The 23396-nt window shown below is 65.1% G+C and carries 23 protein-coding genes and 1 tRNA gene; 17 read left to right on the plus strand and 7 right to left on the minus strand.

Annotation, left to right across the window (positions count from 1 at the left end):
• The 4 genes from FZI91_RS09210 to FZI91_RS09225 form a co-directional block, all read right to left on the minus strand.
• Positions 1 to 639, minus strand: coding sequence for an LpqN/LpqT family lipoprotein (locus FZI91_RS09210; RefSeq protein WP_155938732.1), 639 nt, complete (start codon positions 637 to 639; stop codon positions 1 to 3).
• The gene (locus FZI91_RS09215) at positions 632 to 1618 is read right to left on the minus strand and encodes a ribose-phosphate diphosphokinase (protein ID WP_162525453.1); all 987 of its coding nucleotides are present in this window, start codon (positions 1616 to 1618) and stop codon (positions 632 to 634) included. The genes FZI91_RS09210 and FZI91_RS09215 overlap by 8 nt, the downstream gene beginning before the upstream one ends.
• A 202-nt stretch (positions 1619 to 1820) precedes the next feature.
• On the minus strand, positions 1821 to 3272 hold the full coding sequence (glmU, locus tag FZI91_RS09220) for a bifunctional UDP-N-acetylglucosamine diphosphorylase/glucosamine-1-phosphate N-acetyltransferase GlmU (protein ID WP_155938733.1): 1452 nt from the start codon (positions 3270 to 3272) through the stop codon (positions 1821 to 1823).
• Positions 3273 to 3289: 17 nt separating this feature from the next.
• Positions 3290 to 3361 (minus strand) — tRNA-Gln (locus FZI91_RS09225).
• Between the two features lie 129 nt (positions 3362 to 3490).
• Between FZI91_RS09225 and FZI91_RS09230 the strand changes: the two genes are divergently transcribed.
• The 6 genes from FZI91_RS09230 (at position 3491) to FZI91_RS09255 (ending at position 5831) form a co-directional block, all read left to right on the plus strand.
• Positions 3491 to 4084, plus strand: a complete 594-nt coding sequence (locus tag FZI91_RS09230) for a TetR/AcrR family transcriptional regulator (RefSeq protein ID WP_162525487.1) — start codon at positions 3491 to 3493, stop codon at positions 4082 to 4084.
• 56 nt (positions 4085 to 4140) lie between these two features.
• Positions 4141 to 4371, plus strand: a complete 231-nt coding sequence (locus FZI91_RS09235; protein ID WP_155938735.1) for a hypothetical protein — start codon at positions 4141 to 4143, stop codon at positions 4369 to 4371.
• Positions 4372 to 4452: 81 nt separating this feature from the next.
• Positions 4453 to 4749: a hypothetical protein gene (locus FZI91_RS09240; RefSeq protein WP_155938736.1), complete on the plus strand. Its 297-nt coding sequence runs from the start codon at positions 4453 to 4455 to the stop codon at positions 4747 to 4749.
• A gap of 101 nt (positions 4750 to 4850) precedes the next feature.
• Positions 4851 to 5090 carry a hypothetical protein gene (locus tag FZI91_RS09245; protein WP_155938737.1) on the plus strand — a complete coding sequence of 80 codons (240 nt, stop codon included), beginning with the start codon at positions 4851 to 4853 and terminating at the stop codon, positions 5088 to 5090.
• A 96-nt stretch (positions 5091 to 5186) separates the two neighbouring features.
• A complete protein-coding gene (locus FZI91_RS09250; protein ID WP_155938738.1) occupies positions 5187 to 5444 on the plus strand; it encodes a hypothetical protein in 258 nt (85 codons plus the stop codon).
• A gap of 87 nt (positions 5445 to 5531) precedes the next feature.
• Positions 5532 to 5831, plus strand: a complete 300-nt coding sequence (locus tag FZI91_RS09255) for a hypothetical protein (protein ID WP_155938739.1) — start codon at positions 5532 to 5534, stop codon at positions 5829 to 5831.
• A gap of 58 nt (positions 5832 to 5889) precedes the next feature.
• On the opposite strand, the gene lysA is transcribed toward FZI91_RS09255, so the two are convergent.
• A complete protein-coding gene (gene lysA, locus FZI91_RS09260; RefSeq protein WP_155938740.1) occupies positions 5890 to 7236 on the minus strand; it encodes a diaminopimelate decarboxylase in 1347 nt (448 codons plus the stop codon).
• A 189-nt stretch (positions 7237 to 7425) separates the two neighbouring features.
• On the opposite strand from lysA, the gene mfd reads away from it, so the two are divergent.
• From mfd to FZI91_RS09315, 11 genes are all read left to right on the plus strand, one after another.
• Positions 7426 to 11079 (plus strand): transcription-repair coupling factor, encoded by a 3654-nt coding sequence (gene mfd / locus FZI91_RS09265; RefSeq protein ID WP_155938741.1) that lies wholly within the window; start codon positions 7426 to 7428, stop codon positions 11077 to 11079.
• On the plus strand, positions 11076 to 12080 hold the full coding sequence (locus FZI91_RS09270; RefSeq protein WP_155938742.1) for a nucleoside triphosphate pyrophosphohydrolase: 1005 nt from the start codon (positions 11076 to 11078) through the stop codon (positions 12078 to 12080). Before mfd ends, FZI91_RS09270 begins: the two co-directional genes overlap by 4 nt.
• Positions 12081 to 12176: 96 nt before the next feature.
• Positions 12177 to 14228 (plus strand): iron uptake transporter permease EfeU, encoded by a 2052-nt coding sequence (efeU, locus tag FZI91_RS09275; protein ID WP_162525454.1) that lies wholly within the window; start codon positions 12177 to 12179, stop codon positions 14226 to 14228.
• Positions 14229 to 14245: 17 nt separating this feature from the next.
• Positions 14246 to 15472 (plus strand): iron uptake transporter deferrochelatase/peroxidase subunit, encoded by a 1227-nt coding sequence (gene efeB, locus FZI91_RS09280; RefSeq protein WP_162525455.1) that lies wholly within the window; start codon positions 14246 to 14248, stop codon positions 15470 to 15472.
• 154 nt (positions 15473 to 15626) lie between these two features.
• Positions 15627 to 16346 carry a lytic murein transglycosylase gene (locus FZI91_RS09285; protein ID WP_162525488.1) on the plus strand — a complete coding sequence of 240 codons (720 nt, stop codon included), beginning with the start codon at positions 15627 to 15629 and terminating at the stop codon, positions 16344 to 16346.
• A gap of 71 nt (positions 16347 to 16417) precedes the next feature.
• Positions 16418 to 17710, plus strand: a complete 1293-nt coding sequence (eno, locus tag FZI91_RS09290; protein WP_162525456.1) for a phosphopyruvate hydratase — start codon at positions 16418 to 16420, stop codon at positions 17708 to 17710.
• Positions 17711 to 17732: 22 nt separating this feature from the next.
• A complete protein-coding gene (locus FZI91_RS09295) occupies positions 17733 to 18359 on the plus strand; it encodes a septum formation initiator family protein (protein WP_155938745.1) in 627 nt (208 codons plus the stop codon).
• Positions 18356 to 18838 (plus strand): DUF501 domain-containing protein, encoded by a 483-nt coding sequence (locus FZI91_RS09300; protein WP_162525457.1) that lies wholly within the window; start codon positions 18356 to 18358, stop codon positions 18836 to 18838. The genes FZI91_RS09295 and FZI91_RS09300 overlap by 4 nt, the downstream gene beginning before the upstream one ends.
• The gene (locus tag FZI91_RS09305; RefSeq protein WP_162525458.1) at positions 18835 to 19782 is read left to right on the plus strand and encodes a Ppx/GppA phosphatase family protein; all 948 of its coding nucleotides are present in this window, start codon (positions 18835 to 18837) and stop codon (positions 19780 to 19782) included. The genes FZI91_RS09300 and FZI91_RS09305 overlap by 4 nt, the downstream gene beginning before the upstream one ends.
• A gap of 229 nt (positions 19783 to 20011) precedes the next feature.
• Positions 20012 to 20902, plus strand: a complete 891-nt coding sequence (locus FZI91_RS09310; protein ID WP_155939046.1) for an alpha/beta fold hydrolase — start codon at positions 20012 to 20014, stop codon at positions 20900 to 20902.
• Positions 20899 to 21768 (plus strand): sulfite exporter TauE/SafE family protein, encoded by an 870-nt coding sequence (locus FZI91_RS09315; protein ID WP_155938747.1) that lies wholly within the window; start codon positions 20899 to 20901, stop codon positions 21766 to 21768. Before FZI91_RS09310 ends, FZI91_RS09315 begins: the two co-directional genes overlap by 4 nt.
• Here FZI91_RS09315 and FZI91_RS09320 read toward each other — a convergent pair.
• Positions 21698 to 22879, minus strand: a complete 1182-nt coding sequence (locus tag FZI91_RS09320; protein WP_162525459.1) for an MAB_1171c family putative transporter — start codon at positions 22877 to 22879, stop codon at positions 21698 to 21700. The two genes, FZI91_RS09315 and FZI91_RS09320, sit on opposite strands and share 71 nt — an antisense overlap.
• A complete protein-coding gene (locus FZI91_RS09325; protein ID WP_155938748.1) occupies positions 22876 to 23394 on the minus strand; it encodes an ImmA/IrrE family metallo-endopeptidase in 519 nt (172 codons plus the stop codon). The genes FZI91_RS09320 and FZI91_RS09325 overlap by 4 nt, the downstream gene beginning before the upstream one ends.
• Positions 23395 to 23396 lie beyond the last annotated feature (2 nt).

Raw genomic sequence — 23396 nt, forward strand, 5'->3', positions numbered from 1 at the left:
CTACCGCTTGGTGATCTTCAGTCCCTCGGTGAGAATGGCGACATCCGGGGCCAGCGCCGCGGACTGCGCCTCTGTGGTGGTCACCGTGAGTTGCACGAGATAGTGCAGCGGGCCGTCGGGCACGATCACGTCCCGGTTCCACGCGTGCACGCGCACGTTCTGATTGTCGTAGGTACCTTCGATGGCCGCTGACGGATACCCCTGGAAGTCATCCAGGGATGAGTCGATCTTCTGAAAATTCGGGGTGTTCTGTGCGTCGGTGAAGCCGTGTTCGGTGATTACCTTGCGGGCGTCGAGAGTGCCGTCCAGCTTGATGAGATAGACCACCGCGCTCGGCGTTCTTCCCTGATCCACGCCGCCGGGCTTATCGGTGATCAGATACGCGGGATCGAGTGAGCCCAGATCTTCCCAGCCGTCAGGCAACGGCATCTCCACACGAAGACCCGCGGGGGCCTCGCGCGACAGCGGAGTGACCGTGACGCCTTGGCCCTGCAGGTATTCGTTCATCGATATCGGCGCGGCACTGGTGGGCGCCGTCGAGCTGTTCGATGAAATAGCTTGCGGTTCGGGTTGCTTCGATTCGCATCCGGCCGCCGCGAGTGCCATGAGGCATCCGGCGACTAGCGTGGCGCTACGCATTCCCGTCGAAAAGACCCGTCACCGAACCGTTTTCGAAGACTTCGCGGATGGTGCTGGCGAGCAGCGGCGCGATGGACAACACCGTCAGCTGCGGGAAGCGCTTCTCCTCGCCGATGGGCAGCGTGTTGGTCACCAGCACTTCGCGGGCACCGCAATTGGCCAGACGCTCGGCGGCGGGGTCGGACAGCACGCCGTGCGTGGCGGCGATCACCACATCCTTGGCGCCGGCCTCGTGCAGCAGGCCGACCGCCCCGGCGATGGTGCCGCCGGTATCGATCATGTCGTCGGTGATGACGCAGGTCTTGCCGGTCACGTCGCCAACCACGCGATTCGCCTTGACCTGGTTGGGCACTCGCGGGTCACGGGTTTTGTGGATGAAGGCCAGCGGCACGCCGCCCAGTGAGTCGGCCCACTTCTCGGCGACGCGCACGCGGCCGGAGTCGGGGGAGACGACAACAACATCTTCGCCGTTACTCACGTAGTGCTCGGCGATGTATCCGCACAGCAGCGACTGGGCGCGCATGTGGTCCACCGGGCCGTCGAAGAAACCCTGAATCTGATCGGTATGCAGATCGACCGTGACGATGCGGTCGGCGCCGGCCGTCTTATATAGGTCGGCCACCAGGCGGGCCGAGATCGGCTCGCGACCGCGGTGCTTCTTGTCTTGGCGCGCATATGGGTAGAACGGCAGGATCGCGGTGATTCGCTTGGCGCTGCCGCGCTTGAGCGCATCGATCATGATCAGCTGTTCCATCAGCCAGGTGTTCAGCGGTGCAGGATGCGATTGCAGGACGAACGCGTCGCAGCCGCGTACCGACTCCTCGAACCGCACGAAGATCTCGCCGTTGGCAAAATCTCGGGCGGTCTGGGCGGTCACTTCGACGTCGAGCTCCTTGGCGACCTGCTCGGCCAGCTCAGGGTGCGCGCGACCCGCGAATAGCATCAGATTCTTGCGGTTGTCCGTCCAGTCGGTGCTCACGGCGCAGCTAGTCCTCTTGGTAGGTCTGGTGTTGGGCTACTAACGGGTACCGCCCCGTCGGGGTAATGGTACGGACCTTTCTCGCGCGACTGGGAGCGGGTTGCCGGAATTTGAACACCAGATGTCTTTAACTCCCCGCCGAGTGTGAGCGCTAGCGCGCACACTCGACAGAAAACGCACCCTGAGACTCACACTCGGCGACTCAGGAATTCTTCTGTTGCGCTTCCTCCGCGGCCTTCGCCGCATCGCTACCCGGGCGTTTCTCCGCGACCCAGCCCTCAATATTGCGCTGGACACCGGCCGACACCGCCAGCGCGCCCGGCGGCACGTCCTCGCGGATGACGGTCCCGGCACCGGTGTACGCACCGTCGCCGACGGTCACCGGGGCCACAAACATGGTGTCCGAGCCGGTCTTCACGTGTGAGCCAATCACGGTGCGCCGCTTGGTTTCTCCGTCATAGTTGACGAACACGCTCGAGGCCCCGATGTTGCTGTGCTCGCCGATGTCGGCATCGCCCACGTATGTCAGGTGGGGCACCTTCGTGCCTCGGCCAATCGTGGAGTTCTTGACTTCGACAAACGCGCCGAGTTTGGCGCTCTCGCCGGTCACCGTGCCCGGTCGCAGGTAGGTATATGGCCCGATGACTGATCGCGCACCGATAGTGGCGCCCTGGCCGTGGGTGCGGATCACCGTCGCCGAGTCGCCCACGGCGACGTCGATCAGGGTGCTGTCCGGGCCAATGTGGCAGTGCTGGCCGATCACGGTCTGCGAGTGCAGCTGAGTGCCCGGCGCGATGGTGGCGTCCTGGCCGATCCGGACATCGACGTCAATCCAGGTGCTGGACGGGTCCACGATGGTGACCCCGGCACGCTGATGCCGGCGGATGATCCTCCGGTTGAGTTCGGCGCCCAGCTCGGAGAGCTGCACCCGATCGTTGACGCCGGCCACCAATGCGCTGTCGTTGACATGGTTGGCGTGCACCACTTTTCCGCTCTGGCGGATGATCGAGACGGCATCGGTCAGGTACAGCTCGTGTTGCGCGTTGTCCGAGCGCAGCTGCGACAACGCCGCATGCAGCGGCTCGATGTCGAAGGCGTACACCCCGGCGTTGACTTCGCCGATGGCTCGTTGGCTGTCGGTGGCGTCGGTCTGCTCGACGATCGCGATGACCTCGCGGTCCTGGGTGCGCAGGATGCGTCCGTAGCCGGTGGGGTCGGGCAGCGTGGTGGTCAGCAGGGTGGCGGCGGCGGGTTCGGCGGCGTGACGGGAGACCAGCTCGGAGAGGGTGTTTCCGTCGAGGAGGGGGATGTCGCCGGACGTGACGACGACGGTGCCCCGGAAGTCCGCCGGCAAGACCTGTAGGCCGCACGCCACGGCATGCCCGGTGCCGAGCTGCTGTTCCTGCACGGCGACGTGGATTGTGCGGTGGAGTGTTTCGGCAAGGATGTCGACCGCGGTGGCGATGCGTTCGCGGTCGTGCCCCAGCACGATCACCAGATGCGCGGGATTGACGCTGGCGGCCGCATGCACCGAGTGCGCCAGCATGGAGCGGCCCCCGAGGGTATGCAGCACCTTGGGGATGTCCGAACACATGCGGGTGCCGGCGCCCGCGGCCAGCACGATGACAGCGGTGCCAGCGGGGTCGCGGGGCATTTCCACTCCTTTAGGTGCTCCGTCGCCAGGACTCGAACCTGAACTATCTGAACCAAAATCAGAGGTGCTGCCGATTACACCACGACGGACTGTTACAGAATGAAGACTGTAGTCGACCACCTAGCTCGGCCACGCGGCCTGCTGAGGTCCGAGAAAGTGATGGGCACATGGCGGTACCTAACAAATCGGATGGTCCCATCCGGACCCCGCGCGTCCGGATGGCCGGATCGGAACGACGCCGCCAGCTGATCGACGTCGCGCGGTCGTTGTTCGCCGAACGCGGATACGAGGCCACCTCCATCGAGGAGATCGCCCAGCGTGCCGGGGTGTCCAAGCCCGTGGTGTACGAGCACTTTGGCGGCAAGGAGGGTCTCTACGCGGTGGTTGTCGACCGCGAGATGTCGGTGCTGCTCGACGGCATCACTTCGTCGTTGACGAGTTATCGCTCTCGGGTGCGGCTCGAGCAGGTGGCGCTGGCCCTGCTCAGTTACATCGAGGACCGCACCGATGGCTTCCGGATTTTGATTCGCGACTCGCCGCCCGGAGTCAGCTCGGGCACGTATTCAAGCCTGCTCAATGATGCGGTCAGTCAGGTATCGAGCATCCTGGCGGGCGACTTTCAGCGCCGTGGCCTTGATGCGGAGATGGCGCCTTTGTACGCGCAGGCGTTGGTGGGACAGGTGTCGATGACGGCGCAGTGGTGGCTGGATGCCCGGGAGCCCAAGAAAGAGGTGGTGGCGGCACATATCGTGAATCTCTGCTGGCATGGCCTGAAGCACTTGGAAGCCGATCCGCAGCTGCAGGAGGAGTAAGTCGGAACATCTGCGGACGCCAAGCCGTTGGACTGAGTGAAGCGAGGTGATCGACGATGACGGGATGGCGTCTGACTTTTGGTCTGGCGGGTGCGCTTGCGTTCGCAGTGATCACCGCACCGGCTGCGCTTGCGGAATGCACCGGTCCGCTGACCGCGCGGGTGTGCGTCAAGCCGGGCAATGCCGAGCTGCATTCGACACCGAACCGGGAGTCCATCCCCGATGTGCCGCAGGCTTCGCCGTGGCTGGTCGTCGGTGGCACGGGGTCGGGCGTCTGGATCCCCTAGTCCACATGAAGCATCGCGCGACGTGCACAGATCACCTAGAATTTATCTATCCGGGGTTGACCAAAAGGTGAGGGGTTTGTCATGACGTCAGTAGTAGTGCGATGGGTGGTGGCGGGAGCTGCCGCGGTCGCGTTGGGCGCGTTGCCCATGACGCTGGCTCCGGTGGCCGCGGCCGATCCGGAGTGCGCCGACCCGGCTATGTGCCAGGCCCAGCCGCCCAACCCCGAGAATTGCAACGGGGGGCCGGACGACACGGTGTGTACCCGCGACGGGGACGCGGAGCTGCGTTCGGCGCCGAACCCGGCAGACATTCCGCCGGTGCCGCAGGCCGAGGTTCCGCCCTGGATGGTCTTCGGTAATCCTGGAATGGGCCGCTAGCGGCAGACGGCGGGGCGACACCGCCTTGATGATTGCTTTGGGTTCCTAATGAGTCTAATGTTGATTATTAGGAAACCTAAGCATTAAAGGGGTGTTGTTCCATGCCTGGCCTTCGATATGCCATGGCCATGGCGGCGACGGGTCTGCTGATCGCAGCTCCCGTCGGTGCCGACCGATACGGATCTGAGAGCGTCGCGGCCGTTCCACAGCGACAATGCACGCAGCCGCGAACGGGCTCGGAGGTATGCGTCAGCCCGGGGGACGCGGAGCTTCGATCGTGGCCGGATCCGGCCGATCTACCCACGCCCCCCGACGTGCCCGAGCGCCCCGGCAACCTCTGAGCCGACGGTTTCGAAAAAGCTGTGATCTTGCTGTACAACACCTGCAAAAAGCCTAAAGTTAAACCCTGGGGTTGATCTATAGGCGAGGTGCTTGGCATGGCGTCAGTAGTAATGCGAGGGGTGGTAGCCGGCGTGGCGGTTGCCGCGTTGGTCGTCACGTTGGCCCCGATTGCGGGGGCAGAGCAGCCGTGTGCGGACCCGGCAATGTGCCAGGCGCCCGCACCTCCGGCGGTGCACGAGGATGCAGAGCTGCACTCCGCGCCGAATCCGAACGATCTTCCGCAGGCTCCGCACGCCGGTGTTCCGCCGTGGCAGCTGATCAACGCTCCGGGTGAGGCGCGCTACCACCCCTGAGCGCTGTCGTGCGCGGTTGGCTGTGAGTCTGCTGGGAAAATGCTGGTCGGATGGCTAAGGCGAGGCGGAGCGTTCTATCGTTTTCTCATGAAATTCGTGCTGATTCGGCGTGCGGCGCTGCTGGTGGCTGCGGCCGTCACCATCGGTGTGCCGCTGGCTGTTGGGGTGTCGAATGCCGAGCCACCGTGCACTCCGGGAGCGGCGCATTGCGCCTTGCCGACGGCGGTTGTTCCGCCGGCCGGTGCCCACGAAAAGTGCAGTGCGCCCACTGCGGGCGAAGAGGTCTGCCGTGAGCCCGGTGATGCCGAGCTGCACTCGACACCCACGGCCCATATCCCGGCACCGCCGTTGACGGTTGCCCCGACGAAGAGCGGTGCCGCGCTCTAGACGGACGCTCCTTCGGTGGAGTCGTGCGGTTGTCGCTTGCGCCCGCCGCTCGTTGGCCCTAACGCGCTCCGCAGTCCCGCGAGAGCAGATCGGCGATCGTTTCGCGGCGCACCAGCTCGCTCACCCGACCGTCGCGTACCGCGAGCACCGGGGGGCGTCCGACCAGGTTGTACGACGAGGCCATGCTGTGGTTGTACGCACCGGTGCAGGCCACCGCCAACACATCTCCGGGGTGTATGTCGGAGGGCAGGCTGACGTCGCGGGCAATCTCGTCGCCGGATTCGCAGTGCCGACCGGCAACTGTAACCAGCTGAGGCGGGGCAGAGGGATGCCGGTTCGCCAGCGCAACACTGTATTTCGCGTCGTATAGGGACACTCGGGGGTTATCACTCATGCCGCCGTCGACGGCAACGAAGGTGCGTCCGCCGGGTTGGGTCTTCACCGAGACCACCCGGTACAGCGTCACACCTGCGCGTGCGGCGAGGGCGCGTCCGGGTTCGACGACAACGCGGGGACGGGGGAAGCGCTCGGCCGCACATGCGGCGTCGAGGGCGTCGTCGATGAAGTCGCGCAGCTCGGCAAGATCGAGTTCGGGGTCGCCCGAGCGGTAGGGCACGCCGTGGCCGCCACCTATGTTGAGCTCACCCAGGATCACGCCGTGCTTGGCACGGATATCGGCCATCGCGGCGATCATGCGGCGGATGGTCTCGCCGTACAGAGCGCAATCGGTGACCTGTGAGCCGATGTGGCAGTGCAGGCCGACCAGGTTCAGCAGCGGTTGGTCCAGCACACGGCGCACGGCCTCGGTGGCATGCCCGCCGTGCAGCGGGAACCCGAACTTCTGGTCGGTGACCCCGGTCGTTACCGCGGCATGTCCGTGGATGTCGATATCGGGGGTCACCCGCACGAGGACGCGTTGACGCTTCTTCAGGCGGGTCGCCAGGAACATGATCTCGGTGTTGGAGTCCACCACGATCCGGCCGACGCCCACCGCGGCCGCGTCGCTGAGCTCGTCAGGGGTTTTCGCGTTGCCGTGCATGATGATTCGTTCCGGGTCGAAACCGCCTGCGAGCGCGGTGGCCAGCTCGCCCGAGGAGCAGACGTCCAGCGACAGACCCTCCTGCGCGACCCACCGCGCGACATCGGCGGTCAGCAGTGCCTTGCTGGCATAGGCGATCTCGACGTCGCGCAGGGTGCTGCGATAGCGGCGGGCGCGGTAGCGGAAGTCCTCCTCGTCGAGCACATAGGCGGGGGTGCGGAACTGGTCGGCGATTTCCGAGAGCGCTATCTCTCCGACGCACATCCGGCCCTGCTCGTCCAGGTGTGTGGTGACCGGCCAGACGGCCGGGTCGACGCGCGGTCGCGCCACGTTATGTAAGGACGGCAGGATGTCCAGAAGTGTCATGTCTCCACCGTGCGCTTGTGGCGACCGCATACGGAGTTTCTTGACGTGGCCTTGACGCCCAGGGGCCAAATCTTGGCGATTCCTTGCCTGCCCTATTGCGTACGCATGCCGACCTGCGATTCACACGCGAAGCTTCGTATGCGAACCGCAGTTCGGCATGCGCGGAGTGGTCGATAGAATGGAGCCATCATGACTGCGACACCCCCGCCTCTCGTCGGGGTGATCCGGACAGCCTTGCGGGATCCCGCATTCGATGTTCTGGCTCCAGCCCTCGCCGCCAAGACCGGCCTCGATCTGACCGCACCGTCGTGTGCCCGTGCATTCGTCGCGACGGGCATGGCCGACGCCAGCGCGGCACCCGTCCTGATTGTGACGGCCACCACCCGGGAAGCACAAGACCTCACCGGCGAACTGCGCGACGTGTACGGCGACGCGGTGACGCTGTTGCCGTCCTGGGAGACCCTTCCGCACGAACGGTTATCCCCGGGGGTCGACACCGTGGGCGCGCGGTTGCAGGTGTTGCACCGGTTGGCCCATCCGGAGGATTCCCGCATGGGGCCACCGCTGCGGGTTGTGGTGACCACCGTTCGCTCGCTGCTGCAGCCGATGGCCCCGGAGCTGTTCGAGGTGGAGCCGGTCGAGCTCACGGTCGGCGCGGAAACGGATTTCGACGGGCTCATTGCCCAGTTGGTGGAGCTTGCGTACACGCGGGTGGACATGGTGGCGGGCCGCGGTGAGTTCGCGGTGCGTGGCGGCATCTTGGATGTCTTCAGTCCCACCGCCGACCATCCGGTACGCGTCGAGTTCTGGGGCGACGAGGTCAGCGAGATGCGGTACTTCGCGGTCGCCGATCAGCGTTCGATACCCGAACTCGAGGTGACCTCCGTCCTCGCGATGCCGTGCCGCGAGTTGCTGCTCACCCAACAGGTCCGGGCCCGGGCCGCCGAATTGGCTGCTGCGGCAGGCGTTTCCGGGAGCGCCGACGGCGAGCATCGCCTCGGCGCCGGCGTGGGGGAGATGCTGGCCAAGCTGGCCGACGGTATCTGCGTTGACGGAATGGAATCGTTGCTACCGGTACTGCATTCGGGCGCGCTGACCATGCTGGTGGACCACCTGCCCGATGCCGCGCCCCTGCTGGTGTGCGACCCGGAGAAGGTGCGGACGCGGTCGGCCGACCTGGAACGTACCGGGCGCGAATTCCTGGAGGCATCGTGGTCGGTCGCCGCGATCGGTGCCGATGCCCCAATTGATGTTGCTGCACTGGCAGATTCGGGCTTCCGGGAGCTTGACGACGTCAAGCAAGCGGCCGGCGAAGCGGGGCACCCATGGTGGACGCTGAGCCCGCTGACTATGGGGGACGACCAGTCGGTTGCGCTTGCGGTACGTCCGTCGCCGTCCTCGCGTGGTCACAAGGAGGGCGCCGCCGAGATATTCGCGATGCTGCGTGCGCACGTGTTAACAGGTGGCCGGGCCGTGGTGGTGGCCGCCGGTGCGGGCACCACGCATCGGATCATCGAGCAGCTTGCCGAGACGGAAACGCCCGCAACGCTCCTGGAGCCCGGGGCAGAACCTGCCGAAGGCGTCGTCGGTGTGCTGCGCGGGCATCTGACCGACGGCGTGATCCTGCCGGGCGCCAATATCGTCATCGTCACCGAGACGGATCTGACCGGCAGCCGAGTGGCGGCCACCGACGGCAAGCGATTGCCTGCCAAGCGCCGCAACCAGGTTGACCCGCTCGCCCTCGCCGCTGGTGATCTTGTAGTGCACGATCAGCATGGCATCGGACGATTCGTGGAGATGGTGGAGCGCACCATCGGCGGAGCCCGCCGGGAGTACCTGGTGCTGGAGTACGCGTCGGGTAAACGCGGCGCAGCCGCCGGCGGGCAGAGCGACCGTCTGTATGTGCCGATGGACTCGCTGGACCAGTTGTCCCGGTACGTGGGCGGCGAGTCGCCCGGTCTGAGTCGGCTGGGCGGCAGCGACTGGGCGAACACAAAGACCAAGGCGCGCAAGGCTGTTCGTGAGATCGCCGGTGAGCTGGTGGCGTTGTACGCGGCGCGTCAGGCCGCCCCCGGGCATGCCTTTGCGCCGGACACCCCGTGGCAACGGGAGATGGAAGACGCGTTCGGATTCGTCGAGACCGTCGACCAGCTGACCGCCATCACCGAGGTGAAATCCGATATGGAGAAGCCGGTTCCGATGGACCGGGTGGTGTGTGGCGATGTGGGTTACGGCAAAACCGAGATCGCGGTGCGCGCGGCGTTCAAGGCCGTCCAGGACGGCAAGCAGGTCGCGGTGCTGGTCCCCACGACGCTTTTGGCCGACCAGCATCTGCAGACCTTCACCGATCGCACGGCGGGGTTCCCGATCAAGGTGGCGGGCTTGTCTCGCTTCACCGATCCGGCCACTTCCAAGCTGGTGATCGAGGGAATGGCCGATGGCTCAGTCGATATCGTCATCGGCACGCACCGTCTGCTGCAGACCGCGGTCCGGTGGAAGGACCTCGGTCTGGTCATCGTCGACGAGGAGCAGCGCTTCGGTGTCGAGCACAAGGAACACATCAAGGCGCTGCGTACCCACGTGGACGTGCTCACCATGAGTGCCACGCCGATCCCGCGCACCCTGGAGATGAGTCTGGCCGGCATCCGGGAGATGTCGACCATCCTGACCCCACCCGAGGAGCGCTACCCGGTGCTCACCTACGTGGGGCCCCATGATGACAAGCAGGTGGCAGCGGCCCTACGTCGCGAGCTGTTGCGTGATGGGCAGGCCTTCTATGTGCACAACCGGGTGAGCAGTATCGACAACGCCGCGGCCCGGCTGCGCGATATGGTTCCGGAAGCCAGAGTTGTTGTGGCGCACGGTCAAATGCCCGAGGAGATGCTGGAGCGCACCGTCCAGGGATTCTGGAACCGGGAGTACGACATCCTGGTGTGCACCACGATCATTGAGACCGGTCTGGACATCTCGAACGCCAACACGCTGATCGTGGAGCGCGCCGATATCTTCGGTCTGTCGCAGCTGCACCAGCTGCGTGGACGCGTCGGGCGCAGCCGGGAACGCGGATACGCCTACTTCCTGTATTCCCCCGAGGTGCCGCTCACCGAGACGGCGTACGACAGGTTGTCGACGATCGCGCAGAACAACGATCTGGGCGCCGGTATGGCGGTGGCCATGAAGGACCTGGAAATCCGCGGTGCGGGCAACGTACTAGGCGTCGAGCAGTCGGGTCACGTCGCCGGGGTGGGTTTCGATCTGTACGTTCGGCTGGTCGGCGAGGCGGTCGAGGCCTACCGGGCCGCCGCCGACGGCAAGACGGTGCAGACCGCCGAGGAGCCCAACGAGGTACGCATTGACCTGCCGGTCGACGCGCATCTGCCCACGGATTACATCGGCAGCGACCGCTTGCGGCTTGAGGCGTACCGCCGGCTGGCCGCGGCGACGGATGCCGAGCAGATCGGCGCGGTGGTGGAGGAGCTCACCGACCGTTACGGGCCGCTGCCGCTGCCGGTACAGCGACTGGTCTCTGTCGCCTCGTTGCGTTTGCTGTGCCGCGAGTTCAGCATCACCGACCTTTCCGTGGTCGGCACCAACATTCGGATACAGCCGCTACCACTTCTGGACTCGGCGCAGTTGCGGCTGAAACGTTTACACCCGGCCGCGCAGTATCGTGCGACGACTTCCGTTGTGCAGGTTCCCATCCCGCGTTCTGGCGACGGCGGCGTGGGCTCGGACCGAATCCGTGACCTGGAACTGGTGCACATGATTGTCGATCTGCTGGTGGCATTGTCGGGTCGCCCGGCGGGCAGTACTGGTACAACACCAGTGGAGGTGAGCAAATGACGGTCATACTCGTGGACTCGCGGCATCCATCGATGGTTCCGGTTGAGGCAGTCGGTTTGCTCGCCGGCGATCTTCAGTACACTGAGGAGCTTCCGGTTCGTCTCGCGTGGACGCTGTCCACCGCGCGCCCGGTCTACATCGGGGAGGACGCCCCCGCGCTGCTGTCCTCGGACCGCTCGCACCCGGAAGTGAAGGCGCGGATCGAGGCCGGGGCCAAGGTCATCGAGCCGCCCGCGCGGCAGGGCGAGAAGCTCATCGACGCTGTCGCCGTGATGGACCGGCTTCGCACCAAGGGCCCATGGGAGAGCGCCCAGACTCACGACTCGCTGCGGCGGTACCTCCTTGAGGAAACCTACGAGCTGTTCGACGCCGTTCGCACCGGCAACGCCGATGAGCTCCGCGAGGAGCTTGGAGATGTGCTGTTGCAGGTGCTGTTCCACGCCCGCATCGCCGAGGATGCCCCGGAGCATCCGTTCAATATCGACGACGTCGCCGATGCTCTGCTGACCAAGTTGGGCAACCGGATCCCGGTACTGCTCGGTGCCGGTGGGGATACCGCCTCGATCTCGTTGGAAGAGCAACTGGCGCAGTGGGAAGAGCGCAAGGCGCAGGAGAAGGACCGTGACTCCTGCCTGGACGGCGTCTCCAGCAGCCAGCCGGCGTTGGCGCTGACCCAAAAGGTGCTCGGCAGGGTGACGGCCGCGGGTCTGCCCGCAGAGCTGATCCCTGCGCAGCTGCTGTCGGTGACCATTGATCCTGATGGAGACGCCGAGAACCATTTGCGCGCAGATGTTTTGGAGTTCATGGATACCGTGCGACGTGCGGAGAGGGACATTCTGTCTGGTCGGCGCGGTGCGGATGTCGCGTCGGAGCTGGATGTCAGCGATCTGCGCGCGGTCGGTGCCGAAGAATGGCGCGCGCGCTGGCGGCAGGTGCCGGAAGAACGGGACGTCGAGGGGACCGCGGCTGAGGAGTCGATGCAGGTCACTGCAGCGGAATAGCTACGCCCGCGCCGACCGGGACTTTCGCCCGACACGAGAGAACTATTGCTTCGGTGGTATTTGCACAGCGTATTAGGCGTGCCATACCTTATCCGAGTGGTCTTATCAGATGCGGTCCCCAATCTGCTCATCGGCCTGAGGGAGGGGCTTGAGGCAGGCCTTGTCGTGAGCATTCTGCTCGCCGCCGTCCATCGATCTCCGCTGGTAGCTGAGGGGCGACGGGCCACTGCTCCCGTCTGGCTGGGTGTCCTCGGTGCCCTCACTGTGTCGGCGAGCTTCGCCGCGGTGCTCAATTCCACGACGAGCTCGTTGGGCACCATTGGCCAGGACCTGGTAGGTGGTTTGCTCAGCGTCTTTGCCGTCGGACTGGTTACCGTGATGATCTTCTGGATGTCGCGCACTGCCGCGAACCTCTCCGGTGAACTGTCCGGGAAAGTCGAGCATGCCCTCATCCTCGGGGCAGGGGCGCTGACGCTGACGGCATTTATGGCGGTTGCCCGTGAGGGCCTGGAGACCACACTGTTCTTTTGGACCGCGGCCAAGGCCGCGGGCGAGACCACCGGTCCGGTGATCGGCGGCGCTATCGGCTTGGCGATCGCGGTGGCGTTGTGCTGGTTGCTTTATCGCCGTGCGGTCCGCCTCAACCTTAAGGTGTTCTTCACGCGAACCGCCGTGATACTGATCGTGATAGCGGCGGGCATTCTGGCCTACGGGGTCGGGGACTTGCAGACCGCGGGCTGGCTACCCGGACATTCCTGGTATGCGTTTGACCTGAGTCGACAGATTTCTGCGGACTCCTGGTGGGCCACCATCATCACCGGCATCACGCAACTCACCCCACGGATGACCGTGCTGCAGGTACTCGCTTGGACTGGATACCTGGCGTTGGTGATCCCGGCGTTCCTGCGCGTGTCTCGTCAGAGCGCGCCATCGGCCGCACCCGAGGTCGAGGAGGAGCCTTCGGCATTCGCGCGCCTGATTGGCCAGCGTCCACTCGCGGTAGCCGCGGTCATCGTGGTGGTGCCCGCGCTCGTGGCCGCTGCCATCATCGCGATACTCCCGTCCGCCAACCCCGACGCGAGCACTCGGGTCACGGTCACGGCCAGCGGGTGCGCGGACGACTGGAAGTCCGCGCGCAGCGGGGTGCAGACCTTCTCTGTCGTGAACAAGTCGGGTAAGACCGGTGAGATCAACCTCGTCGACGCCAACAACGGCGTGGTGGCCGAAATCGAAACCTTGGGACCGTCCACCAGCGCCAATCTGATGGCGACGCTGTCCAACGGGACATACAAGTTTGTGTGCCTGATGGCTGGGGAAGCCGCCACATACTCTGCGTCTCAACAGGTCAGCGGGAACGTCATCCCTGGTGCTCCGCAACCGGTCGTCAGGGTCACCGAGGACGATCTCAAGCCGCCGATGGAGGCTTATCAGCGCTACGCGGACGGTCTCCTGAGTGTGTTGAGCACGCAGGCTCGGGCCGCGCGTGCCGATCTGGGGTCCGGCAACATCGATGCGGCCAAAAACGATTGGGTGTCAGCGGTTTTGACCTGGAACCGGATCGGCGCGTCTTACGGCAGCTTCAAGGAATACGGCGACGCTATCGCCGGGTTGCCGCACGGGTTGCCCGAGGGGGTCAACGATCCTGACTTCAAGGGTTTGCGGCGCCTGGAGTACGGGCTGTGGCGCGGTCAGCCTGCCGCCGTGCTGACACCCGTGGCGGATGAGCTGGTGGCAACCATCGACAAGCTGCGCGCGAACTTGTCGGATGTGATGACCGAACCCGCGGACCAAACCAAACGTCCGCACGAAATCCTCGAGGACACCCTGCGATTCCAGCTCATGGGCTACACGAATCAGGGTGCGGGAACCGAGTATGCGGAGGCGGCAGCGGCCGTGGAAGCAACTCGGGCGGTGCTCGGCCAGTTCGCCCCGCTGGTCAACTCGCGTGCGCCAAAACTGTTGGCAGAAAGCAACTCCAAGCTCGACGTTCTCGATGCTGCGCTCAGGGGCACGCAGCAGGGTGGACATTGGCGACCGCTCGCGCAGGTACCGCTGTCCGGACGTCAGGCGGTAGACGCCGCGCTGGGTCAGGTCCTCGAGACGCTCGCCGAGGTGCCGCTGCTCATCGAACTTCCGCCGAGCCGTTGACCAAGGAGTCACACAACATGGATGTCAACCGCAGGAATTTCCTTCGTGGTGCCGCCGTCGGTGCCGCGGGTACGGCCATAACGGGTGCGGCGCTCGTCAAGGGCGCTGAGGTCGATGCGAACGCGGGAACGGTCGCTGTGCCCCCGAGTCAATACCCGTTCCACGGAGCTCGGCAATCGGGAATCCTCACCCCGATCCCGGCTGAGAAGCAGAACTTCGCCTGTCATGTGGCTTTCGATGTGACCTCGCAGAACAAGGACGCGCTGGCCGGGGCCTTGAAGCAACTCACCGAGCGTGCCCACTTTTTGTCGACCGGCGGCACCCCGCCAGATCTGGGTATCGGTCGCCCCCCGGCGGATAGCGCGGTGGTTGGTCCAGTGGTCGAGGCCGACGGTCTGACGGTCACGGTCGCTGTGGGGTCGAGTCTGTTCGATACGAGGTTTGGGTTGGCCGATCGCAGGCCGGCCAAGCTCAAGCCGATGACGGTGTTCCCCAACGACTTTCCTGAGGCGGCATGGTCGCACGGCGACCTATTGGTCCAGCTGTGCGCGCATAACCCGGACACAGTGCATCACGCGCTGCGTGATATCACTCGCGCTGTCCGCGGTGACATGCAAATGCGTTGGCGGATAGACGGATACAACTCGCCTCCGCGCCCGTCCGGAACGGGCCGCAACCTGCTGGGGTTCAAGGACGGTACCGCCAACCCGGTATCCAACGACGCCGAGAGCTTGGTCTGGGTAGGCGACGGCGAGCCGGCGTGGACTGCGGGCGGCACCTACATGGTGGTGCGTCTGATCCGGATGCTCGTCGAATTCTGGGATCGCGTCTCCATCAACGAGCAGGAACGGATGTTCGGACGTCGCCGCGACAGCGGGGCACCGCTGGACGGAAACAACGAATTCGACACCCCCGACTACGCAGTTGACGACAAAGGTCAGACGATTCCGCTTGATGCGCATATCCGATTGGCCAATCCGCGTACGCACGACACCGACAATCAGCGGCTGGTGCGTCGTTCCTACAACTACGACCTCGGGGTGGACGCGAACGGGAACATGCAGTCGGGGCATGTGTTCGTCTGTTTCCAACAGGATCTCGAGCGTCAGTTTGAGGCTGTACAGAACCGTCTGAATGATGAACCGCTCGTCGATTACGTGCAGCCATTCGGGGGTGGGTACTTCTTCGCATTACCCGGCGTGGCCGATAAGAATGACTGGTATGGAAAGGCGCTGCTGAGCTAGCTCGTGCCCTCCGTGTTCAGCAGGACAAAGCTTCGGCTGCGTCGTTGTTCTGGCTGGCTCATGCAACGATGGAGTGGAATCAATCGCACCGTCTAGGAGTTCTGTCGTGTCGTCCCTCGCTGTGCGCTCCTTGTCGGCGCGCTTAGTGCGGATTGTGCTCATCGTCTCCATCTCGGTGTTTCTGCTGGCAGGGGGCTGTTCTTGGCAGTTGGGAGGGCGCATGCCGCTGCCGCAGGGGGTGCCGCCTCCCTCCGGAGATCCGGTGCCCGATATCGCGACACTGCCCGCGCACATCCAGGGCCGTCCCGCCGATCAGCTGCGCGAGTGGTCCACTCCCCGTGCGGAGAAGACGGGAATTCCGGTCATTGCGTTGGAGGCGTACGCCTATGCCGCCAAGGTTGCTGAGCAGGAGAATCCGCGCTGCAAGATCGCGTGGACGACGCTGGCCGGGATCGGCACGATCGAGAGCCACAACGGCACCTACCACGGTGCCGAACTGCAACCGAACGGCGACGCGTTGCCGCCCATACGTGGTGTGCGTCTTGACGGGTCAAACGGAAACCTGCGGCTGCCGGACACCGACCAGGGCACGTTAGACGGCGACGCGAACCAGGATCGGGCGATGGGGCCCATGCAGTTCATCCCGGAGACCTGGCGCATCTACGGTGTCCGAGCGGCCGGTGACGGCAACCCCAGCCCCGACAACATCGATGATGCGGCGCTGTCGGCGGCGGGTTATTTATGCGCCCGGGGTGGCGACCTGAGCACGACGGATGGCTGGATCAAGGCACTGTGGGCGTACAACATGTCCGATGTGTACGCCGAGCAGGTGCGGGACTGGGCCACGGCCTACGCCAAGGGCGGCTCCCTGTAGCACTAGTCTGTAGTTGAACTTCTAAGACACTCGACTTCTACAAAAACCCGCAGCACCCATAAGGAGAGACAGTGCCGATTCTTGAGCAGGTAGGCGCCCGCGAGATCCTCGATTCACGCGGCAACCCGACCGTCGAGGTCGAGGTCGTTCTGACCGACGGCACGTTCGCCCGGGCGGCGGTGCCCTCGGGTGCGTCCACCGGTGAGCATGAGGCCGTGGAGCTGCGTGACGGTGACGCACGGTACGGCGGCAAGGGCGTCACCAAGGCCGTGAACGCAGTACTCGACGAGATCGCCCCGGCCATCATCGGTGAGAGCGCCGATGATCAGCGCCTCATCGACCAGGCGCTGCTCGATCTGGACGGAACTCCGGACAAATCACGCCTGGGTGCCAACGCCATCCTGGGTGTCTCCCTGGCAGTCGCGAAGGCCGCCGCAGATTCGGCCGGGCTGGCGCTGTTCCGCTACCTGGGTGGCCCGAACGCGCACATCCTGCCGGTGCCGATGATGAACATCCTCAACGGCGGCGCCCACGCCGACACCGGGGTGGACGTGCAGGAGTTCATGGTCGCGCCGATCGGCGCGCCGAGCTTCAAGGAGTCGCTGCGCTGGGGCACCGAGGTCTACCACTCGCTCAAGTCGGTGCTCAAGAAGCAGGGCCTGTCGACCGGTCTGGGTGACGAGGGTGGATTCGCGCCCGACGTCGCCGGAACCCGCGCGGCGCTGGATCTGATCAGCATCGCCATCGAGGCGACGGGCCTCAAGCTGGGTTCGGATGTGGCGCTGGCCCTGGATGTGGCCGCCACCGAATTCTACAGCGACGCAGATGGTTACAGCTTTGAGAAGGAAAAGCGCACCGCCGAGCAGATGGGTGCGTTCTACGCCGAGCTGCTCGACGCCTACCCGCTGGTGTCCATCGAGGATCCGCTGTCGGAGGACGACTGGGACGGATGGGTTGCGCTGACCACGGCGATCGGTGACCGTGTGCAGCTGGTCGGCGACGACCTGTTCGTTACCAACCCCGAACGCCTGGAGGAAGGTATCGAGCGGGGTGCCGCGAATGCCTTGCTGGTCAAGGTGAATCAGATTGGCACCCTCACCGAGACCCTGGACGCGGTGACGCTGGCGCACAGCAGTGGTTACAAGACCATGATGAGCCACCGCAGCGGCGAGACCGAGGACACCACCATCGCCGACCTCGCGGTCGCTGTCGGCAGTGGCCAGATCAAGACCGGTGCCCCGGCCCGTAGCGAGCGAGTGGCCAAGTACAACCAGCTGCTGCGTATCGAGGAAACCCTGGGTGACGCTGCCCGCTTCGCGGGTGACCTTGCGTTCCCGCGTTTTTCGATCGAGACGTCTGACTAACGGACTGTGCTGAGGCCGAGCTATGGCTGAATCTAAGCGCCGCCCCGCGTCCGGTAGGTCGCGGGGTCCGGCCCCGGCCGCGCGCAAGCGCACCCCCGTCAAGCGCCCGGCGCAAAAGGTGGTGCGGGGCCCCGTGCGCACCCGCACCGCGACCCAGGTGAAAGCATCCAGCGCGGTCTCCGAGTCGATCGAACGCAGCGCCGAGCATCAGTCCGAGCTGCGCCTGGGGTCCACCGCGCGGCGGGCCGCCATCCTGGCCGCCGTGGTGTGCGCGTTGACGCTGACCGTGGCGGGCCCGGTTCGCACGTACTTTTCGCAGCAGGCTGAAAAGAATCAGCTCGCCTCGGCCGAATCGCAACTGCGGGAACAGATTGCCACACTCGAAGATAAGAAGCGCCGACTTGCCGATCCCGCCTATATCGCCGCTCAGGCGCGTGAGCGGTTGGGGTTCGTGATGCCGGGAGACGTGCCGTTTCAGGTGCAACTGCCCAATACGCCCGTCGATGCCAGGCCGGTGGGTCAGGGGCCGGTGGACAACGGCAATCCCTGGTACACCAACCTCTGGCACAACATCGCAGACTCGCCGACCGCGCTGCCCGTGGATGGCGCAGCGAACCCGCTGGCCCCGTCAGCGGGCCCCCGCTCGTGATCTCCGACGACGATATCGCGGCGGTCACAAGGCAATTGGGCCGCGCACCGCGTGGAATGCTGGAAGTCTCTTACCGTTGTCCCAACGGTGAGCCCGCCGTGGTGAAGACCGCTCCGCGGTTGCCCGACGGGACGCCGTTCCCCACGCTGTACTACCTGACACACCCCGCACTGACGGCAGCGGCGAGCCGGCTGGAGTCCGGTGGGCTGATGCGCGATATGACCGAACGCCTTGCCTCCGATGAAGATCTGGCTGCCGCATATCGGCGCGCACACGAAAGCTACCTCGCCGAGCGCGATGCCATCGAGTCTCTCGGAACTATGGTCACCGCGGGCGGAATGCCCGACAGGGTGAAGTGCCTCCACGTGCTGATCGGGCATTCGCTTGCGGCGGGTCCGGGTGTTAATCCCTTGGGGGATGAGGCTGTTCGGGAGCTCGCGGGCACGATGCCTGGGGTGCTTCCCGAGGTTTGGGTGTGACACGCGTTGGCGCCGTGGATTGCGGCACCAATTCGATCCGTCTGTTGATCTCGGATATCGACGACGCCGGACGGCTGACCGATGTGCACCGCGAGATGCGGATCGTGCGTCTGGGTCAGGGTGTAGACGCCACGGGAGAGTTCGCGCCGGAGGCCATCGCTCGCACCCGGGTGGCACTGCAGGCGTATGTCGAATTGATGAAATCCCTTGGAGTGCAGCGGGTCCGCATGGTAGCGACCTCGGCGGCGCGCGACGTCTCCAACCGGGAAGCATTTTTCACGATGACGGCCGAGCTGCTCGGCGTCGTTGTTCCTGGATCGATCGCGGAGGTCATCACGGGCACCGAGGAGGCCGCGCTGTCGTTCGGCGGCGCGGTGGGCGAGTTGGATCCGGCGGCAGGGCCTTTCGTGGTTGTCGACCTTGGTGGCGGGTCCACCGAGACGGTGATCGGCGATGCCGACGGTGTCAAGGCCAGCTTCTCGGCTGACATCGGCTGTGTGCGGCTGACCGAGCGATGCCTGCACTCGGACCCGCCTACCGCCGACGAGATCGAGGCGGCGCGCGCGGTGGTTCGCGCACAGCTGGCACGGACCTTCGACGTGGTTCCGGTCGCGGATGCGCGAACCTGGGTGGGCGTCGCGGGGACCTTCACGACGCTGGCGGCGCTGGCTCATCGGCTGGATGTGTACGACCCCGCCGTGATTCATCTGTCGCGGGTGCCGCTGGGGCGGTTGTCGGAGGTGACGTCCGCGTTGATCGCGATGCCGCGCTCGGAGCGGGCCGCGCTGGGGCCGATGCACGAGGGGCGCGTCGACGTCATCGGGGGCGGATCCATCGTGGTGGAGGAATTGGCGCGTGAGTTATCTGGCCGCGCTGGAATCGCCGAGCTGGTGGTTAGTGAGCACGACATCCTTGACGGCATCGCGATGTCCTTGCGCAGGTAACCGGGTGTTAACCCACGCTTGTGTGACCTGGGTAACAGTTGACAATCTACCCCTTCCTCCGGTTGACAAGATCGTCAAATCAACTGACAGTTGAGATATCAACACGAGCGGATAACGGGTAGTTGAAACCCGGTGAACGGTCAGTTGAGGAGGCGCAGCGCCGCGCACGGCCCGGATCAGCAGATGTTTGATTAGGTGCGGAAGGTTTGGATCCCTCATGTCCGGATTGATGTCCACGGCCCTCGACAAGGGCGGCGTACGCGAAATTGGGGTCTCTGAGACAGGTTTCGTGCGACGGCCCGACCCGGATGGTGCTGCGGTCGCGTACCGGACGTATGGACGGGCCCGCCCTGGTGTCGCTGATGTGGTGCTGGTGCACGGCAGCTTGCAGAACTCGGCCGTATGGTCCAAGCACGGCTACATCGCGCAGCTGTCCCAGCAGTACCGGGTGACCACCATCGACGTGCGTGGGCACGGTGCGAGCGAGAAACCCGACCACCCCGGCGGATACGCCATCGCCTCCTCGGCGCGAGATATCTGCGCCGTGTTGGATCACTTGGGCATCCACCGGACGCACTACATCGGGTACTCGCTCGGCGGGCGAATCGGTCTCACTCTTGCGGCCACAGCTCCGGAGCGACTTACCTCGTTGGTGGTCGCGGGCTCCTCGCACCGTCCGCAGCGCGGGGCGGTCGATGTGCTGATCTTTCCGAATGCTGTTCGTGTGGTTGAGGAATCCGGGCTCGAGGCCTTCGTCGACGGTTGGGAGGCGCATCGGGGCCAGCGGATGGGTTCGGGTTTCCGGGACACCATCGAGGCGCTGGGGCAAGGTGGGCTGGCAGCGCTGCTGCGACAGTGGGATGACGAGCCGGGTGTCGCAGAAGAGGCCCTGCTCCAGATCGAGACGCCCACACTGTTTTTCGCCGGTTCCGAGGATCCGATGCGGCTGGCTGAATCCCGGGAGGCCGCCGTGCGGATGCCGCGGGCCTACTTCGCCTTGCTGGATGGCTGCAACCACAGCCGGACGGTGACGATGCGCGAGCGCATTCTGGATCGTGCCGAGGCGTTCTTCCGGTTGTCCGAGTTCTCGGATATCGAGAAGCTCCGAGTGGCCGGATGACTGAGCGTCCGGGGCTGCGCCCACGGACGGCGACGCTGGCGCGGATCGGCGTGCTGGGCGGAATCTCGGGCGGTCTGCTGGGCGGAGGTACCGGTGTCATCACTGTGCCCGCGCTGGCCCGGGCAACCACGTTGCGCCGTGCGGTCATTCACGGCACCTCGACACTGCCGAACGTGTCTGCCGCGGTGGTGGGCAGCACCGTGTATGCATTGCACGGCGCCAAGGTGGACGTGGTGGCCGGCGCCGGGCTGATGGCCGGCGGAGTGATCGGCGCGGTGGTGGGAGCGAAGCTGGTGTCGCGGATCCCCGAGTGGATCCTTAAGGCGCTGTTCGTGTTCGTGCTGCTTGCGACGGCGCTCAAGCTGCTGCTTAGCGCCGCGGGTATCGACCCGTCAGCGGGGGAGGCATTGCTGCCGGAGGGTGTGTTGTCCAGTGTCCCCGCGGTGATCGGGATCGGATCGGTGGTCGGGTTCGTGGTGGGCGCGTGGTCTGCCGCGCTCGGTCTGGGCGGTGGGCTGCTCACCGTGCCGGCGATGCTGGTGTTGTTCGGCTCCGATTTGCACGTGGCGGAGGGCACCTCGCTGATGGTGATGCTGCCCAACGCCCTCGTCGCGTCGACCACGCATCTGAGGCAGGGCACCGCCGATGCCCCGATAGGCCTGCGTTTGGCTGCATTCGCCGTGCCGGGCACCGTAATTGGGGCGTTGTTGGCGCTCGCGCTGGACGCTCGCTGGCTGGCGCTGGTGTTCGGTTCCTATCTGGTGTTCATCGCCATCCGCGAGATCACGCGCGCCATCAGGAATTCTGACCGTAGGACGAAGAAACCAAGTCCGGGGCCGGTGCCTCAGGTGTGTGTTGGCGGTTGATCTGCTGAAGTTCGTGTGAGACGTCCAGGAGCCACCTCAGCTCCTCCTTGCGGTTGGCACCCGGAACCTCGCCGATGATCTTGGCGCCCGAAGATTTTTCGCTCTGTGGCATGGTGCGCTGTTGTTCTATGGCCGAATGGATTTGGCGGGCGGCGGACGTAGAGGTGCTCTCGGCGAGGTAGGGGCGAATGGCGCTCAGGCCATCACGAATCTCGACGATTCTGCGATAGAGCCGGTAGTTGTGATCGCCGATCGCGGCGCTGGGTGGTGCCAGCGCGATCTGGGTGTTGCCCTCATACAGTGCCGTCCACAGCGGTTCGAGCTGGCGGTGCCAAAGGTACGTTTGGGCGCGGTGGTGAATCGACGAGACCAGCTGTGAGAAGGATGGTCCGGCAAGGCCTACCACGATGAGGATCTGGCCGATCGTGGCGGCGAGTGGGGCCAAGCGCTGCCAGGAGAAGCTGTCGTTGGTAATCATGCCGTAGATCGCCGAGTGCGCTCGCATGATGCAGAACGCCAGGCACATGGTTGCCCCGGCCGCGGTCAGCAGCATGCTGCGCCGCAGCCACGCGACGTCGTGGTAACGGGCGTACTGCAGGCATTTGATGATGATCAGGATGGCGCCCAGGCCGTAGGTGATCAGATAAATCAGCATGTAGGCGACCCAGGCGGGCTTGGCGCCGTGCGAGGAGTAGAAATCTTGTGGCAGTTCAGAGGTGGGCGCCACAAACCAGCACAGAATCAGAGCGCCGCCGATGGCGACGGCCATCCCGATCCACAGTCGGACTCGCTGGATCGCGCGCGGACCGGATTCACCCCAGAAGGTGATGACGGTGAGAACGCATGCGGTCCATGCCATGCCGCCGGAAAGGTTCAAGACGAGCCGGCCCATGTTGTGCACGCCCACCAGGTTGTCGAACTTCTCATACAAGGGCGGGGTTGCCAAGGTGACGGCAATCCCCTTGAAGAGGAACGACAACAGCAGCGCCACCGAGGCGGGTGGGCGGACTCGGGACCGCAGCATCGCGACGGAAACAACCACCACGGCGCCAAAGCTGAAGACGGCCGCGACCGAATACGCCGCGGCGGAGTCTTCGAAAATTGACGTCACGGTGCCGCCAATGGACCTTCCAAGGTCAGCGATGCCAAGATGCGTCGCAGGTTGGCGTTCGTGACGGCGATGGGACGGTGGCTGTCGGGACTGACGCGCTGCCCCATCATGGAGGCGAGCATCTCGGCCTCGACCTCCTGGTCATCCAGATAGGTTTCACGACAGAGAACTTCGGCCAACTCACGCTTGCTTGAACTGGTGTGCCCGCACATCACATGGCTCAGCTCGTGCAGGATGATGTGCTCGCGATGCATGGTGGTGGTGTCGCTGTCGTACACGACATAGTCAGTCGCATCGGTGCGAACCAGAAGGCCGTGTACGCCGCTGCCCGAGAGGGAGTAGGGGACCAGCTGGATATCGCGCTTGCTGAGCTCACTGGCACGAGCGCGGACGTCCTCGACGGTGGTCAGCGACTCGAGCCCCAGATCCGAGAGCTTGCGGGCGCACTGCTGGTGGATCGCCTGAAGTTCGCGAGTGGACCGTAGATCGGTTGTGACACAACGCATCTTCGGCATGA

It is taken from the genome of Mycobacteroides sp. CBMA 271 (assembly GCF_009729205.1).
Lineage (GTDB): Bacteria > Actinomycetota > Actinomycetes > Mycobacteriales > Mycobacteriaceae > Mycobacterium.

Excerpts from the sequence above, each read along its gene's own strand:
- FZI91_RS09210 (WP_155938732.1), bottom strand. The coding sequence starts at position 639 with ATGCGTAGCGCCACGCTAGTCGCCGGATGCCTCATGGCACTCGCGGCG.
- glmU (WP_155938733.1), bottom strand. The coding sequence starts at position 3,272 with ATGCCCCGCGACCCCGCTGGCACCGCTGTCATCGTGCTGGCCGCGGGC.
- FZI91_RS09230 (WP_162525487.1), top strand. The coding sequence starts at position 3,491 with ATGGCCGGATCGGAACGACGCCGCCAGCTGATCGACGTCGCGCGGTCG.
- FZI91_RS09235 (WP_155938735.1), top strand. The coding sequence starts at position 4,141 with ATGACGGGATGGCGTCTGACTTTTGGTCTGGCGGGTGCGCTTGCGTTC.
- FZI91_RS09240 (WP_155938736.1), top strand. The coding sequence starts at position 4,453 with ATGACGTCAGTAGTAGTGCGATGGGTGGTGGCGGGAGCTGCCGCGGTC.
- FZI91_RS09245 (WP_155938737.1), top strand. The coding sequence starts at position 4,851 with ATGCCTGGCCTTCGATATGCCATGGCCATGGCGGCGACGGGTCTGCTG.
- FZI91_RS09250 (WP_155938738.1), top strand. The coding sequence starts at position 5,187 with ATGGCGTCAGTAGTAATGCGAGGGGTGGTAGCCGGCGTGGCGGTTGCC.
- FZI91_RS09255 (WP_155938739.1), top strand. The coding sequence starts at position 5,532 with ATGAAATTCGTGCTGATTCGGCGTGCGGCGCTGCTGGTGGCTGCGGCC.
- lysA (WP_155938740.1), bottom strand. The coding sequence starts at position 7,236 with ATGACACTTCTGGACATCCTGCCGTCCTTACATAACGTGGCGCGACCG.
- mfd (WP_155938741.1), top strand. The coding sequence starts at position 7,426 with ATGACTGCGACACCCCCGCCTCTCGTCGGGGTGATCCGGACAGCCTTG.
- FZI91_RS09270 (WP_155938742.1), top strand. The coding sequence starts at position 11,076 with ATGACGGTCATACTCGTGGACTCGCGGCATCCATCGATGGTTCCGGTT.
- efeB (WP_162525455.1), top strand. The coding sequence starts at position 14,246 with ATGGATGTCAACCGCAGGAATTTCCTTCGTGGTGCCGCCGTCGGTGCC.
- FZI91_RS09295 (WP_155938745.1), top strand. The coding sequence starts at position 17,733 with ATGGCTGAATCTAAGCGCCGCCCCGCGTCCGGTAGGTCGCGGGGTCCG.
- FZI91_RS09310 (WP_155939046.1), top strand. The coding sequence starts at position 20,012 with ATGTCCACGGCCCTCGACAAGGGCGGCGTACGCGAAATTGGGGTCTCT.
- FZI91_RS09315 (WP_155938747.1), top strand. The coding sequence starts at position 20,899 with ATGACTGAGCGTCCGGGGCTGCGCCCACGGACGGCGACGCTGGCGCGG.
- FZI91_RS09325 (WP_155938748.1), bottom strand. The coding sequence starts at position 23,394 with ATGCCGAAGATGCGTTGTGTCACAACCGATCTACGGTCCACTCGCGAA.